The 14,720-nt window shown below is 55.7% G+C and carries 14 protein-coding genes; 4 read left to right on the forward strand and 10 right to left on the reverse strand.

Features of this window, described 5'->3' with window-relative positions; genetic code table 11:
• Positions 1 to 131: 131 nt before the first annotated feature.
• Positions 132 to 845 (reverse strand): hypothetical protein, encoded by a 714-nt coding sequence (locus FYZ48_RS11135; protein ID WP_149340329.1) that lies wholly within the window; start codon positions 843 to 845, stop codon positions 132 to 134.
• Positions 846 to 1,013: 168 nt separating this feature from the next.
• Positions 1,014 to 1,958: a restriction endonuclease gene (locus FYZ48_RS11140; RefSeq protein WP_149340331.1), complete on the reverse strand. Its 945-nt coding sequence runs from the start codon at positions 1,956 to 1,958 to the stop codon at positions 1,014 to 1,016.
• A gap of 319 nt (positions 1,959 to 2,277) precedes the next feature.
• On the opposite strand from FYZ48_RS11140, the gene FYZ48_RS11145 reads away from it, so the two are divergent.
• The 4 genes from FYZ48_RS11145 (at position 2,278) to FYZ48_RS11160 (ending at position 6,016) form a co-directional block, all read left to right on the forward strand.
• The gene (locus FYZ48_RS11145) at positions 2,278 to 2,784 is read left to right on the forward strand and encodes a hypothetical protein (RefSeq protein ID WP_149340333.1); all 507 of its coding nucleotides are present in this window, start codon (positions 2,278 to 2,280) and stop codon (positions 2,782 to 2,784) included.
• Between the two features lie 95 nt (positions 2,785 to 2,879).
• Positions 2,880 to 3,272, forward strand: a complete 393-nt coding sequence (locus FYZ48_RS11150) for a hypothetical protein (RefSeq protein ID WP_149340335.1) — start codon at positions 2,880 to 2,882, stop codon at positions 3,270 to 3,272.
• Between the two features lie 171 nt (positions 3,273 to 3,443).
• Positions 3,444 to 5,687 carry a bifunctional SulP family inorganic anion transporter/carbonic anhydrase gene (locus FYZ48_RS11155; protein ID WP_149340337.1) on the forward strand — a complete coding sequence of 748 codons (2,244 nt, stop codon included), beginning with the start codon at positions 3,444 to 3,446 and terminating at the stop codon, positions 5,685 to 5,687.
• A gap of 104 nt (positions 5,688 to 5,791) precedes the next feature.
• Positions 5,792 to 6,016 carry a DUF2905 domain-containing protein gene (locus FYZ48_RS11160; RefSeq protein WP_149340339.1) on the forward strand — a complete coding sequence of 75 codons (225 nt, stop codon included), beginning with the start codon at positions 5,792 to 5,794 and terminating at the stop codon, positions 6,014 to 6,016.
• On the opposite strand, the gene ccoS is transcribed toward FYZ48_RS11160, so the two are convergent.
• The 8 genes from ccoS to ccoN are packed head-to-tail and all read right to left on the reverse strand — an operon-like array spanning position 5,969 to position 14,644.
• On the reverse strand, positions 5,969 to 6,196 hold the full coding sequence (ccoS, locus tag FYZ48_RS11165) for a cbb3-type cytochrome oxidase assembly protein CcoS (RefSeq protein WP_149340341.1): 228 nt from the start codon (positions 6,194 to 6,196) through the stop codon (positions 5,969 to 5,971). The genes FYZ48_RS11160 and ccoS overlap by 48 nt on opposite strands.
• Positions 6,193 to 8,697 (reverse strand): heavy metal translocating P-type ATPase, encoded by a 2,505-nt coding sequence (locus FYZ48_RS11170; RefSeq protein WP_149340343.1) that lies wholly within the window; start codon positions 8,695 to 8,697, stop codon positions 6,193 to 6,195. The genes ccoS and FYZ48_RS11170 overlap by 4 nt, the downstream gene beginning before the upstream one ends.
• Entirely contained in the window at positions 8,684 to 9,478 is a 795-nt protein-coding gene (locus tag FYZ48_RS11175) for a sulfite exporter TauE/SafE family protein (protein ID WP_149340345.1), read from the reverse strand. The genes FYZ48_RS11170 and FYZ48_RS11175 overlap by 14 nt, the downstream gene beginning before the upstream one ends.
• Positions 9,479 to 9,497: 19 nt before the next feature.
• Positions 9,498 to 10,100 carry a FixH family protein gene (locus tag FYZ48_RS11180; RefSeq protein ID WP_149340348.1) on the reverse strand — a complete coding sequence of 201 codons (603 nt, stop codon included), beginning with the start codon at positions 10,098 to 10,100 and terminating at the stop codon, positions 9,498 to 9,500.
• Positions 10,079 to 11,455 (reverse strand): cytochrome c oxidase accessory protein CcoG, encoded by a 1,377-nt coding sequence (ccoG, locus tag FYZ48_RS11185; protein ID WP_149340350.1) that lies wholly within the window; start codon positions 11,453 to 11,455, stop codon positions 10,079 to 10,081. Before ccoG ends, FYZ48_RS11180 begins: the two co-directional genes overlap by 22 nt.
• 40 nt (positions 11,456 to 11,495) lie before the next feature.
• Positions 11,496 to 12,164, reverse strand: coding sequence for a cbb3-type cytochrome c oxidase N-terminal domain-containing protein (locus FYZ48_RS11190; RefSeq protein WP_149340352.1), 669 nt, complete (start codon positions 12,162 to 12,164; stop codon positions 11,496 to 11,498).
• 15 nt (positions 12,165 to 12,179) lie between these two features.
• The gene (locus FYZ48_RS29255; protein WP_187781973.1) at positions 12,180 to 12,338 is read right to left on the reverse strand and encodes a hypothetical protein; all 159 of its coding nucleotides are present in this window, start codon (positions 12,336 to 12,338) and stop codon (positions 12,180 to 12,182) included.
• A gap of 5 nt (positions 12,339 to 12,343) precedes the next feature.
• Entirely contained in the window at positions 12,344 to 14,644 is a 2,301-nt protein-coding gene (gene ccoN, locus FYZ48_RS11195; RefSeq protein WP_242022580.1) for a cytochrome-c oxidase, cbb3-type subunit I, read from the reverse strand.
• Positions 14,645 to 14,720 lie beyond the last annotated feature (76 nt).

Genomic DNA, 14,720 nt, shown 5'->3' on the forward strand with positions numbered 1-14,720 from the left:
TACAGAAATCTGCTTTTTTTGATCGTTGCGAGTCAATTCTACTACTGTTTCAAGTTGTCAACAATCCAGTGCAGTTGGTCCGGCATTTCCGAACCCTACCTGCAGACACTACCAACCAAATCACGCGACGACTATTTTACAAGCAGATCTTGACGCCGTTTGAATACACTTGAAGACTGTTTCACATCGACTCTCCCAGTCTTAATGTATTTGCAGGACGCCCCAAGACGATTCAGATTGTCCTGCAGATTATGATCCTTGCCCAGCAGAATGACTGCCGTTCCCTCTGCTTTCAACAGGTTCCCGACGATCGCATCCTCTCGCCTTTCGTTGGCATTCTTGTCAAATTCAATCTTTTTAGCAAACTCAAGCGGTCCACCAGAGTTCTTTGGATTGGAGGCTTCATAGGCCGCGGACTCCTCGGCAGGCAAAAGCGTCTGCAGTTCACCTGAAACGATCAGCCGGCCCGCAGCCCCCAGTTCGACGAAGTCAGACGAGACACGCTGGATCGCGGCCCCATTTTTCACACTCTGGACGAGTCGCAGGAACTCATTTACATTTTTTTCTGTCACGCCTTCAACATAGACGGCTTTGAGTTGGTGTCGTTTGATCAAATCTTTGAGGATCATAATCTGAGCCCGTTGTTCCGATCGAATTGTTTCGAGGAAAATGCGGTATTCCGTGTCGATTTTTTCCCGCATGATGCTGTTGTCCTGAGCTTTCAGGTTGGCTGCGAAATCTCCAGGAGAAACATAATGGTTGCCGCAGACCTGGATGATGGTATGAGGTTCTGCCTGGACAGAGACAGGAAGCAGGCACACTATAATGAATAAGATTCGGTACATGAGAAGTTCACCTGCTGCTTTGGGGTTATCGATTTGATCGAAGTTCATGGAGTTATGAAGAAACCAGATTCCATGCAATTGTTTATGTAGTATTTTAGCAGGCTGCTGATATTGATGCAAAAAATGTATCTGGCACAATAGAAAATTACGAATCGACGCTGCGACCCGTCACACATATTCAATTTCCCCAAACACGAACTCCCGAAAGTTGTCTTCGTGGATCAATACACAGTTCGTGCTTTCAGCCAGCTCAATGGCACTTGCCGTGAATTTACTGTTTGTAACCACGGCACAGGCATGGCAGTTGTAATGCCGCATGCCAGTGAAGGCCTGCTGGATTGCGGAGTTGCTGACACTGTGAAAGTAGCCTTTGACCTGCACCGCAATTCTGCGGCCTGCTTTTTCAACAATTAAGTCGACTCCCTGGTCACCTGTGGTATTGGTAGTCTGCGTCTGGTAACCCAGCAGCTGAAAAACACGCTCCAGGTACTGCTCGAATTCAACGCTACGCATCGCACGCCAGTTCTCGTTGAATAACTGCTGGCACTGATATCTGGCTGAGGAAATTCGTTCCCGTTCTTTATTTTGCGCGACTAAATTCGCATTCAGTACCAGTTCCTGTTCCAGCCCCTGTTGCAACTCCCCGATGCGGGTTTCCGTCTGAGTCACTTTCCTGGAGAGTTGAGCCAACTCATTTTTCGTCTGCTCCATGAACTGCGGAAGTTCAGCGTCGGAGGGATACTTCGACAACGACAGGAGGCCCACCAGAGAAATGAAATTCATCAGAACGGCAACCACCACACTCACGGGTCGAAACCCCGTGATTACATCAATCAGGATGAGCGTCGCCAGTCCCAGTGCAGGGGGAACGACGACCCATGCGCCGGGCTCCCAGATGTGAAATTGTTTCAGGCTGGCTCGATAGGTGCGGGCGGAATTGAAGTACGAAGTTTTCAGTCGGAGCGATTTCACTTTTGAGGTGAGTTCCTTAAGCCGTCTTCGCTGCTGTTTGAGTTCATGATGAAAAAAGCGTAATCGCTCTTCAGATTGTTCCAGGGCTTCCTTGAGGGGGATACGTTCTGACTGAGCGGGAGGTAAGGTTGTGTTATGCATGTGCGACTGAGCCCGAGATCGAAAAGCAGGTTATTGGCGAGCGTAATAACTCAAGGCGCATCACCGCAGAATCGGTTTCACACATTCTTCACAGTCACGGTAAATGGCCCTGTATTACCTTAAATATAGTAGAGATTCTGTCCAAATGTGATTATGTTTGCAAGTGTATAATACAATCGCAGTTTCCAGTTGAAATCAGCTCTTTCCTGATGGTTTCAAATGGCCAGGATGATAACTTCAAACTGGTAACCCGCCTCTCGCAGTCATACAGTAGAATATGCACAGAACCGAGCGTACTCAAACCCACAGGACCAGCCTCATGTCCACCCAGCCAACTCCCGAACCACGAATTCGCTTTCTCACACTCGTCCCCATCCTGGCGGTGTTGATCGCGCTGGGCTTTGTCTGGTACGCGCGGAACAAGGCGCCCCGCGTCGCCGCCGGTCAGCTCATTCGTGAGACCGGCGTCTATACCGCACCCGGGGGGACCGCCGTGCTGACACTCCGTAAGTTGGAAGGCCAGGATCGAATCAGCTTAGACGTCTCCGCCCATCCCGGCACCCCCGAGGCCTCAAGTGCCAGCTGGGAGATTGACGGCACACAGCCCTGGCTGTTTACCTTCGATGCAGACGACAAGCTCTGGGGCTATTCCCCCGACCAGGGACCTCACAGCGTGGGAACGACGCCGACCGCGAACGCGTTTACCAGCATCGGCATTCACGGCGGCTGGTCCGGCATTCCCGAACCCTTCCTGCAGGCACTGCCAACCGAATCACGCCACGTCTATAAAGAGTGGCACGCCGGTCAGGATACCACGGACCGCTGAAAATCAGAACGGCTGCTTGGGCAACCACATCCACACTGCTATACTGAAACTCTGTTGTCCGTTGAAGTTTTCAGGAGTGGAAAGCGGGTTAAGGAATGTGGCAGATTGTTCCAGGAGAGTCCGTCGGACCATTCGAGTTCGGCCGTGAGCCAGTTGAATATTTTGATATCCTCACGGGAGCTTTCAAAAAGTTCAGACGCTTTCCCAACGATGCTGAAATCTATGCATTCGGTGAAAATCGTGTGCACTTGAAAGTCGACGATCAGAATCGGATTATTGAGATCTCCGTCTTTCGCCCTCATGAACTCTATCTGGGTGATCTGCAGCTGTTGGATCAACCACTCCAGGAGCTCGCCATTGCCCTCAATGCTACGAACTATCTGTTTGAGTCCGTCGATGTAGGACTGGAAAGCAATCAACTGGGGATCGTTCTGGTCGAAGTTGATGACAAAATCGACGGTGTCGAGGTCCGTGTGCTTTCTGCTTAAGTCCCGCGCCGGTCAGGATACCGCTGCCCCGGAACCCATCACCGGCGATTGATAAGTCAATCCTGTCCCGCTTTCCCCGTCGTCAGGCTTGGGTCTCTCACCGCGGATCGAGTACAATGCCCCTTGCCACTTTTGAATTCTGATGACCGCCAACACAGAATAGCGCCGCGCATGTATGAGACTGCTACACTGGGATATCGCCTGCGACGCGATATGACCGCCAGCCTGGTGATTTTCCTCGCCGCCCTGCCCCTCTGTCTGGGGATCGCCCTCGCCTCGAATGCACCCCTGATTTCCGGACTGATCTCGGGCATCATCGGCGGAATCGTGGTCGGCTCACTGAGTCATTCGCAGACCAGCGTCAGTGGACCGGCGGCGGGACTGACAGCGGTCGTCGCTACACAGATCGCCCTGCTCGGCTCCTTCGAAGCCTTTCTGCTGGCGGTTGCCTTGGGAGGATTGTTGCAGGTGATCGCCGGCCTTTGTCGTGCCGGCTTCATCTCGATGTTCATTCCCTCCGGCGTCGTGAAAGGGATGCTGACCGGGATCGGCCTGCTGCTAATCCTCAAACAGCTGCCTTACCTGATCGGTCACGACGGTCTGCAGACAAACGGTTCACTGAGCGCTGCTCCACAAAACCTGGGACTCTATCAGAGCCTGGTCTCGCTCTCCGACCTCGACTGGCACGCCGGCGCGACTGTGATTGGGCTCCTCTCAGTGCTGCAGCTGATCCTCTGGGATCGCATTCCTGTCCTCAAACGGTCCGCCATCCCCGGTCCGCTGATCTCCGTCGTCCTGGGAGTCGCCATCAGCCAGCTCTGGTTCAGTGGGCTGGGCGCCGCCTGGCGGATTCCGAACCCGCAACTGGTCCAGGTGCCGGTCTTCAACAACCCCGCGGAATACGGGGCGATCCTCGTCTTCCCCGACTTTTCGCTGCTCACCGACAGCAAGGTCTACATCGCGGCACTCACGATCGCGATTGTCGCCTCGCTGGAGACACTGCTCAACCTGGAAGCCGTGGACCGCCTCGATCCCCAGCAGCGGCACTCCCCCCGCAGCCGGGAACTGTTCGCCCAGGGGGTCGGCAATATCACCGCGGGACTGACCGGCGGGCTCCCCGTCACATCGGTCATCGTCCGCAGTTCGTTGAACATCAACTCGGGCGGCCAGACGAAACTCTCAGCGATCCTGAACGGCGGGCTGTTGCTGGGCTGTTTCCTGCTGATCCCCCAGGTGTTGAACCTGATTCCGCTCGCCTGCCTGGCTGGAATTCTGCTGGTCACCGGCTACAAGCTGGCCAGCCCGGCACTGATCCGACAGATGTACCAGGCCGGTCGCTATCAGTTCATCCCCTACTCCTGCACCGCCTGCTTCATCGTGGTGACCGATATCCTCACCGGTATCCTGCTGGGGCTGGCGACCAGTATCAGCTTCATCCTCTACAGCAACATGCGTTGCCCGCTGCACCGTGTCCTCGAGAAGCATGTCGGCGGCGATGTGTTACGCATCGAACTGGCGAACCAGGTCAGCTTCTTCAACCGGGCCGCCATCGAACGCGCCCTGCTCGAAGTCCCTCGCGACGGCTTCGTGGTCATCGATGGTCGGAAGACCGACTTTATTGACCCGGACGTCCTCAGCCTCTTACGCGATTTCCAGAACATCACCGCCCCTGCGCGGGGCATTCGCGTGAGTCTGCAGGGATTCCGCGAACGCTACGACCCGGCCGGCGAAATTCAGACGATCGATTATTCCCAGACGGAACTCCGTGGCCAGCTCACTCCCGATGATGTCTTGCGCCTGCTGCTGGAAGGCAATCAGCGATTCCGCGCCGGTGTACTCACCCGCGGAGAATCACAACAGAATTCAGCGGGAGAACCCTACGCTCAGAACTCTTTCGTGACGATCCTGAGTTGTATCGACTGCTATATGCCGGTGGAGTCCATCTTCGATCTGCGGCCCGACAATGTCTGCAGCGTGCAGGTCGCCGGTAACGTGATTGATACGGAAGTCGTCAATAACCTCGAATACGGCTGCATTCTCTCCGGCACCCCGCTGCTACTGGTTCTGGGACACACCCGCTGTGGTGCCATCCGGGCCTCGCTGGAACAGCAGCAACCTGGACTCCCGGAAGACAGAGGCAATCACCAGCACCTGAACCAGGTTGTCAATCTGATATCAGAGTCGATCCAGGAAGAGACTGACAGCAAAGCACCAGTAGATTCCCCGGAGCAGAATTCACTCTCCACCACACAGGTCAGTCACCGGAATGTCCTGCGGGCCGTCGCAGCCATCCTGGCTTCCAGCGACCAGATCCGCGAACGCGTCCAGGCCGGCTCGCTGGGAGTCGTTGGAGCCGTCTATCACGACGACACCGGCGTTGTCGAACTCCTGAAGGAAGAACTTCCCCAGGGCTGATATCAACAGTCCCTTTCAGCAGGCAAAGCATTTGACCGCGAGCCGCTCCCCTCTGTTATACTAGAGGAAACAAACCCGATAAACTCTGTTTGTGCCGTAAGACCATGAGCAATCACCCCGCGTGTATATTAATTGGAGCTGGACTCTTCATCGCCGCCATTGGTCTGTTCTGGCTGCTCGGACCCTCGCTGCCCTGGATCGGAAAACTGCCCGGCGATATCGCGGTTGAACGGGAAAACGTGCGCTTCTATTTTCCGTTGACGACCTGCATCCTGCTCAGCTTATTGCTGACGGGAATCGTCTGGGTGATCCGCTTCTTCTCGAAGTGATGTTTCATTCTTGGTAGCAGGCCTGTGACGCGGGCGGCGCCGCTCGTCGTCTTCCAGCATGCGGAGCGCCGGCGTGTCGAGGTCATCGTATTGACCTCGCGACACCGTCCAGACAAACGCGATGACAGCCGCCAGGGCAAGCAGAATGGCAACCGGGAGTGCGATATACAATACGCTCATGCATGCGTCTCCCGGAAAGAACGGTTCATGAACGATAGAACCAGCACCGTCAACGAACTGGTGGGCATCAGCACCGCCGCGATCAGCGGATTGATCAACCCACCCAGCGCAAGTCCCGCAGCCAGTAGATTATAGGCCAGCGAGATCAAGAGGTTCCGTATGATAACCTGGTTCGTCATCCGGGCCCCATCGATCAACTCCCGCAGCGGACTCAAGCCGGGACGATTGAGATAAACGTCAGCGACCTGCAGGCTGGCTTCGGCTCCTCCATGTACTGCTATTCCCACTGATGCGGCTGCCAGGGCGGCACTGTCGTTGACGCCATCACCCACCATGACGGTCAGTCCCCGGGGCGTGGACTGCTGAATGATCTGCAGCTTCTCTTCCGGCAGAACACTCGCGTGCACGAACTCAGGATCGATGTCGAGCTGCCGGGCGATCGGATTCACAATCTCCTCATGGTCGCCCGAGAGAATCCCGATCGACCAGCCGGCCGCCTTCAGGTGATCCAGCGTGGCACGCGAATCGGGACGCAAGCTGTCGCCGATCCCACAGACCGCCTCCAGTTCTCCATCGACGGCAATCAACACGGTTGTCAGTCCCTGGCTGCGACAGTCAGCAATACTCTGCTGATACGCTGGGGAAATGAGACAACCTTCCGAAGTCACTAACGCCTCGGTACCAATCAGCAGCTGATGCCCGTTCACAGTACCGCTGATCCCCTTCCCCGGCCTCGCCTGTGTTTCCTCAGGAGTCGGCAGATCTGTCAACGCACCTCCGGTCTGCTGTTCAATGTAGCCTTGTATCGCCGTCGCGATCGGATGGACAACCTGCTGTTCCAGGGCAGCGATGTCGCGGAACCGGCTCTGATCTCCCTGCCAGACCTGAACCTGCATTTCACCAGTAGTCAGCGTCCCCGTTTTATCCAGCCACAGAAACCCGGGCCGGGCCAGTTTTTCGACCGCGTCTCCGGAATTGATCAGAATCGATCGTTTCGCCGCTTTGCCCTGCGCGACGGCCAGCGCGAGTGGAGTCGCCAGTCCCAGGGCACAAGGACAGGTGACAATCAACAGGGAGATCGCATTCGCAACGGCTACTTTCGCCCCGCTCGACCACCACAGCCCCAGGCAAAGCAGTGACAACAGGATGACCGTAACCACGAACACACCGGCAATCCGGTTGGCAAGTTCGATCAGTGGGAGTTTGGAACTGACACCCAGTTCCACCAGGTTCATCAGGCGTCCAATCCGAGTCTGTTCGCCTACAGACTGGACCTGCATTCGCAAGGGGGAAGTCAGGTTGAGCGTGCCCGCAGTTACCTCTCCGCCGGTCAGCACTCTGCGGGGACGAGACTCCCCGGTCAGGATCGATTCATCTACCGAAGAGTCGCCGGAGAGAATGACGCCGTCCGCAGGAATCACATCACCAGCGCGAACTTCTACCTCGTCTTCCGCCTGCAGGACTTCAATGGGGACTGTCAGCACCTCGGTATCGGTAACGAGGCGTGCATGGCGAGGCGTGATGTTTTTCAGGAGCGAGAGCTGGCTCAACGCATGGTGTTGTTGCCGGAACTGAATATAGCGGCCAACCAACAGCAGAAAAATCAACACGGTCAGCGAGTCAAAATAGATCTCTCCACTACCCCGGATCGAATTCACCAGCCCCGCGATCCCGCCGATGGTGATGCCCAGAGCGACCGGCAAATCAATATGCGGAACGCGCGTCTTGAGCGCGAGCAGAGCGCCTCTGAAAAAGATCTGCCCCGGCCAGAATATCGAAACCAGTGCCAGGCCGGCACTCGTCCAGCGAAACAGATTCAAGTGTTCGGCTGACATGCCGGTAAACATACCAGCGTAAAGGGCGAATGCGATCAGCATCACATTCCCGGCACAGGCACCAGCGATCCCCAGACGAATCAGGTGTTTCCGGTTTTCCAGGCGATAGAGTCGCTCGGTTTCGTTGGGTTGAGCCGGGTGTGGACGGTAGCCGAGCCGATCCAGCGTGCGGGCGATTTCGGACAGCGCGACGGCGTCCGGATTCCAGAAACAGTCCAGTGTTGCAGTGGTGAGATTCACGCGGGCATTGATCACGCCAGGCAGGAACTCGGGGAGTTTTTCAATCACGAACACGCAGGATGCACAATGAATGCCTTCCAGGTGCAGCCGGATGCGATTCAGACCTGAATCCAATTGGTGGGCGTAAAGCTCCAGGAACCGGGGGTGGTCCATCTCCTCGTAGGTCAGCTCCGAAGGTCCCGCTGTTTTGGCTTCCGCAATTTCCTCCAGCAGACGCGGGTCCATGTCCTGCAGGATCGCATAGGCGACTTCACATCCCGCACAGCAGAATTCCGGTCCGGAGCTGTGCTGTCGCGATGTGGGGATTGGCAGATCACAGTGAATGCAGATCCCCTGCCCGCTCGACTGAGCTGTTTCGTTGCCGTCGATCTCATCGATCACCGGCGTGCGTTCAGGTTGGGAACGGGGGCTGTTAATCGGAATCACCTCGTCGGCAACAGGGGAGCGGCTGCTCCTTGAGCTGCTCTAATTGTTCTGTCTGAGAAGGCGCTTCCAGCTGTTTGTGTAGCGCTCCCATGTCAGCCTGCGCCCGCACGCCCATCGTGAAGATGCCACTGATAATCAACAGGCTGGCGATTAATGTGTTGCCCAGGGTGTTCCATTTTCGTGGAAACCAGCGACTGGCCAGACTGGCGAGCGACAGCGCCGGAATGGTTCCCAGCCAGAAGGCGACCATCGTCAGTCCGCCGAGTAGTGGCGTGCGGGCACTGACCGCCAGCAGCAGAAACGCGTACAACCAGCCACAGGGGAGGCAGGCCGTCATTAAGCCAATGGAAAGCGGTCGCAATCCGTGTGGCAGTTGATGCACGCGTTTAACGAACTTCGCAAACACCCGGCCCACGCGCGCCGTGCCAAAATGGGGAATATTTCCGGTACGGTAGATGGTCACCAGTGAAAACAGGCCAAACAGTATCATGCCGGCACCGGTCACCAGCGCCGCCGCCTGTTGCAGACCAGCCAGTTGACCGCCCGATTCCATCAGCCAGCCCAGGCTGCCTGCTACGAACCCCAGTAGTGCATATCCCAGCAGACGGCCACCATGATAGCAGCTTTCGTAAATCAGGGACGAACGCGAGCCTGTCTCTGAAGAGCGATTCGTCGCCAGCAGCATCAATGGTCCACACATGCCGACACAATGTCCGCTGCCGGCTATGCTGGCGACGAAGATGGTCGCCAGGAGTGGAATGATGGTCTGCAGGTCTAACATGCTTTGTCCCGCACTTCGGTTAAAGTTGGTGATTTCTTTGGTTGTTGGCAGGCGTAGTTGCTACGGCCTGAAATTCTCCCGAATCTTTCAGCCGAAACTGTTTCTTCTCCTGGAAATGACGAGTATCCCCGGCGGTCTTCAATGAGAGTTCCCACAGTCCGGAACGCTGCAGCGGCGCGACGGCCGTGTAGTTGCCGGGCCCCTGTTCTTTAAAATGGAGCTTGAAGACATCGCCGCCACGTGCGTGGTGAAAAATCTCTCCACTCAACTGACAGCCGCTGACCGGCTTGCCGTCTGGTCCTGCCAGCTGGATGGTCAGCAGCCGTTCGCCCATCAGTCCCTGTGGTTTGCCCAGGTCAAGACGCGTCGTCCAACCCAGGGCATCACTGGCTGCCTGTCGTTCCCGCTGTTGATCCCAGGAGAGGGCCTGTTCGTAGTAACCCTCGACAATCACATTCGAGGGATCGCTGGTCGCCAGAAACACGGCAACGCCCGAGAGCACGATCTGCAGACCGAGGAAACCCAGGATAACGCCTCCCCACTTCCAGCGGGCCAGCGTTTCTGCGGACTCGTCATTCTCAATGTTTCCGGGTTCGTTGGTTACGGGCCGAGAATCTGACATGTGACCCTCCTTTCATCTGCCTGGTTTTGTGACTGAATCGAGAGCTCAACTTCCCGCAAGCCTGCGACAAACGATTTGCGCGGCGCCGATACCAGCATGGGGATCGTCTTGGTTTCCCGGGCTTTGAGATCGGGAGAGCCGATCAGTTCCATGGTAACATCAGGGGCATCGAGTACTTTGATTGTGTATTCATCCGGCTGATCGGTCCGGTTGACCAGCTTCAACTGCAGATTGTTTTCAACCTGGTCGTCTTCGGTTACGATAAATGGATTGCCATAATTACGCATGATCGTGATATCGAACGATTTTTTGTTCAACAGCGTGATGGTAAATGCAGAAACCGACAACAGCAGCAGTAAGGGATAGATGATCACACGTGGCCGCAGTTTCTTCGTTGGCTGGCCGTCGATTTCATCCTGGCAGGAATAGCGGACCAGGCCCAGCGGGCGATCGACTTTGACCATGATTTCGTCACAGGCATCCATACACTGCGTGCAGTGCAGACATTCCATCTGCAGGCCATCACGAATATCAATGCCGGTAGGACAGGCCTGCACACACTGACCACAGTCGATGCAGTCCCCCTTGGGCGTCGGATCCGTTTTACTGATCTTGCCTCGAGGTTCGCCTCGCTGGGGATCGTAACTGACAATCAGCGAACGTCGGTCCAGCAGCACCGATTGAAAACGCCCGTAGGGACAGGCGATGGTGCAGAGCTGTTCGCGGAAAAATGAGAAGTTGAACATCATCAGCACGACCGTAGAAGTCATCACCAGGAACCCGGTCGGATGCGTGAATGGCGACTGTCGCACCCAGTGCTGCAGCTCACTCACACTGACGAAGTAAGCCAGGAACGTATGCGCTAATATCATGGAGATAATCAGGTACGCACCATACATCATCACCCGCCGGATCAGCGGGACCGATTTCCGGGGCTTGCCGCCATGACCGGTGGTGCCACAGAACAGGCGTTCGATGGGACGGTAAACGAATTCCAGGTAAATCGTCTGGGGACAGGCCCAGCCACACCACACCCGGCCAAACAGTGCGGTCAACAGAAAGATCGACAGGAAGACCGAGATCATGAAAAACGCAAGCAATAACGTATCTGTCGGCAAAAACGTAAATCCGAAAATGGTAAATTCCCGCCGGGTGATATTCAGAAAGATCGCCGGCCGCGAATTGACCTGCAGGTGAGGCAGGACAATGAACAGCACGATCAGAAAGTAGCCGACAATCCGCCGCCGATTCCAGAATTTCCCTTTGAACAGGCGGGGATACATCCAGCGACGTGAACCGTCTTTCTCCAGCGTGGATAAAACGTGTTCTTCAGGTTCCAGGACTTGGTCACTCATCAGCGTTCACCATATCACATACTTTTAAAACAACTCAAGACTACGGCTGTTTCTCGGCGGCGTCCTGCTCCACCTTTTGATCTGCGTTTGGTGCAGATTCAGCATCAGACTTCTCCTCCGCGGCAGCGGGCGCTTGCCAGGGGCCGATTTTTTTGGCATTCGGTTCAGGTGGCTTCCCGGTGCCTTCCGGCAGAGATCCCTGCAGACTGGCCACATAGGCGGCCACCAGAACGATTTCGTTGGGATGCAGGCGATTGCCCCAGGCAGGCATCGCCTGACCGTTGGCCCCCTTTTCGACGACCGTGGCGATATCACCGATCTCTTTGACGTGAATCCAGTAATCATCGGTCAGGTTGGGTCCGACCTTCCCCTCAGCTTTTTCTGCATGGCAGGCCACGCAGTGCATCTGAAACACACTTTCGCCCACCTTGAGCCATTTCGGGTCATCCTTGTATTTAAAGACCGTCGCCGAATTCAGCTGCAGTTCACCAATTTCTGCGAACTGCAGCCGCAGGTTGTCGGCGACTTCCTCTTTATACTGATCGTAGATCGACCGCCCGGGAACGCCGGATTCATAGTAGAGCCAGTAGGGAATCGCGAAGAAAATGCATCCCCAGAACAGCATGACCCACCAGCCCGGCATCGGGTTGTCGTATTCCTGAATTCCGTCGTAGTTATGTGTAGTTAACTGGTCTTTCTCAGACATCATTGTCTCCGAATCTGGTTAGTCGTCCGAAAGCGGAATTTCTGATTGATGTTTAATTTCTGCTTTGCTGGTCAGCGCGACCTTGATACCCACCAGGGCGAACGCTACCAGGAACAGCACGAGTGCGATTTCGGCGCAGAAATCATAATTTAACAGACGCATGACTTCTTTGATCATGATAATTACCTCGTTAACGCTGGTTCGGCCTGGGCGGTCTTATTATCGGCCGCAGGCGCGGGTTCAGCGGATGGATTCGGGGATTTCGGAGTCTTGAACAGATCCGTTCCCAGACGCTGCAGGTAGGCGATCAGCGCGACGACCTGTTTGTCTTCCAGGCCGGAAGGACCTTTCTGACGCTCAATGTCGTCGGCAATCGCTTTGGCCTGTTGCTTGGCCAGCGTGATGGAATCGCTCAAGGCGGCTTTGTCATAAGGGGCTCCCAGGTAGGAAGCGGCCCAGACGCGGTCCGGAATCGTCTTGAAGTTCAATTTGCGTTTTTCCAGCCAGGGATAGGGTGGCATGATCGAACCTTTGGTCATCTTTTCCGGATCCCGGAAATGAATCAGATGCCAGAGATTGGACTGCTTACCCCCTTCGCGTGCCAGGTCGGGACCGATACGACGCGAACCCCACTGGAACGGATGGTCGTAAACGAATTCACCCGGTTTGGAATATTCACCATACCGCTTGGTCTCTGCCAGCATGGGACGAATCATCTGCGAATGACAGTTGTAACAACCTTCCGCGACGTAGATATCCCGTCCGGCCAGTTCCAGTGGTGTGTAAGGCGTCACTGTCGCGATGGTCGGCACGTTGGACCGGATCAGGAAGGTCGGAATGATTTCGAACAGCGATGCAGCCACTACAGAGATGATCACCCAGATGGTCATCAGGCGGGGGAGCCGTTCCCAGCGACGGTGCCACGCGAGTTGCTCGAACACATCCAGCTTCTTGGCGACTTCCAGCACACCCGACAGGCGAGACTGAGGAGCCGGATCGTCATCGTAATGCGGTTCCAGCGCGGGAGCGTAATGTTCAACCTCTTCGTAGTTCGCAGGACGCCTTTTCCATGTCTGGAAGAAGTTGTAGCTCAGCAGCAGTGCGCCGGCAAGAAAAACGACCCCGCCCACTGCACGGATCACGTATAACGGGATCAGCACGCGAACCGTTTCCACGAAGTTGGGATAAGCCAGCTGACCAGTATCGGTAATGGCCCGCCACATCAGTCCCTGCGTCAGCCCGGCAACATAGATCGGGAAGATATACAGCAGGATTCCCACGGTTCCCAGCCAGAAATGCAGGTTTGCCAGTCGTGTGCTGTAGAGCTCGGTCTGGAACAGACGTGGCAGCAGCCAGTAAATCATACCGAAGGTCATGAACCCGTTCCAGCCCAAAGCGCCCGCATGCACGTGGGCGATGGTCCAGTCGGTATAGTGTGACAGGGCATTCACCGATTTAATCGACAGCACGGGACCTTCGAAAGTCGACATCCCGTAAAAGGTGATCCCGACCACGAAGAATTTCAGCACCGGGTCCGACGTCACTTTCTGCCAGGCCCCTCGCAGGGTCAGCAGCCCGTTGATCATTCCCCCCCAGGAAGGCATCCAGAGCATGATCGAAAACAGCATGCCCAGGGTCGAAGCCCATTGAGGCAGCGCAGTGTAGTGCAGGTGGTGCGGACCGGCCCAGATATAAATGAAGACCAGCGACCAGAAGTGCAGAATACTTAGCTTATAAGAGAAGATCGGCCGGTTTGCCGCCTTGGGCAGAAAGTAATACATCAGACCCAGGAACGGCGTCGTCAGGAAGAAGGCCACCGCGTTATGCCCGTACCACCACTGCATGAAAGCATCCTGCACGCCGGCATAGACGGAATAGCTCTTGAACAGGCCAATCGGTACGACCAGGTTGTTGAACACATGCAGTAGCGCGACGGTCACAATCGTGGCGATGTAGAACCAGAGGGCCACATACATGTGTCGTTCGCGTCGACGGGCCAGCGTCATAAAGAAGTTCACACCAAAGAAACCGACCCAGACCACGGCGATCGCCAGGTCGATAGGCCATTCCAGCTCGGCGTATTCCTTACTCTGCGTGATGCCTAAAGGCAGAGTCAGTGCGGCTGCCAGGATAATCAACTGCCAGCCCCAGAAATGCAGACGCGACAACATGTCGCTCCACATCCGAGCCCGGCACAGACGCTGTGTCGAGTAATAGACGGCGGTGAAGATGGCGTTCCCGGCAAAGGCAAAGATGGCTGCGTTCGTATGCAGCGGTCGCAGGCGGCCAAAAGTAATGAAGTCCAGCCCCAGGTTCACGGAAGGAAACGCGAGTTCGGTCGCAATGACGATCCCCACCAGAAAGGCGACTACTCCCCACACCAGTGTTGCCAGGGCAAACATCCGGGCAATCTGGTCATCGTAAACAAACTTTTCCAGATTACTGTCCTGAGTGGCGTTTTCTAAAGTCGTTTCAGCCGACACGGTTGCTCCTCTGCTCCTGAAAACAATTCGAACGCTTGATAACAATTGATAGATGTCTATGAGATCTACATATCTG

The organism is Gimesia chilikensis (genome assembly GCF_008329715.1).
Lineage (GTDB): Bacteria > Planctomycetota > Planctomycetia > Planctomycetales > Planctomycetaceae > Gimesia > Gimesia chilikensis.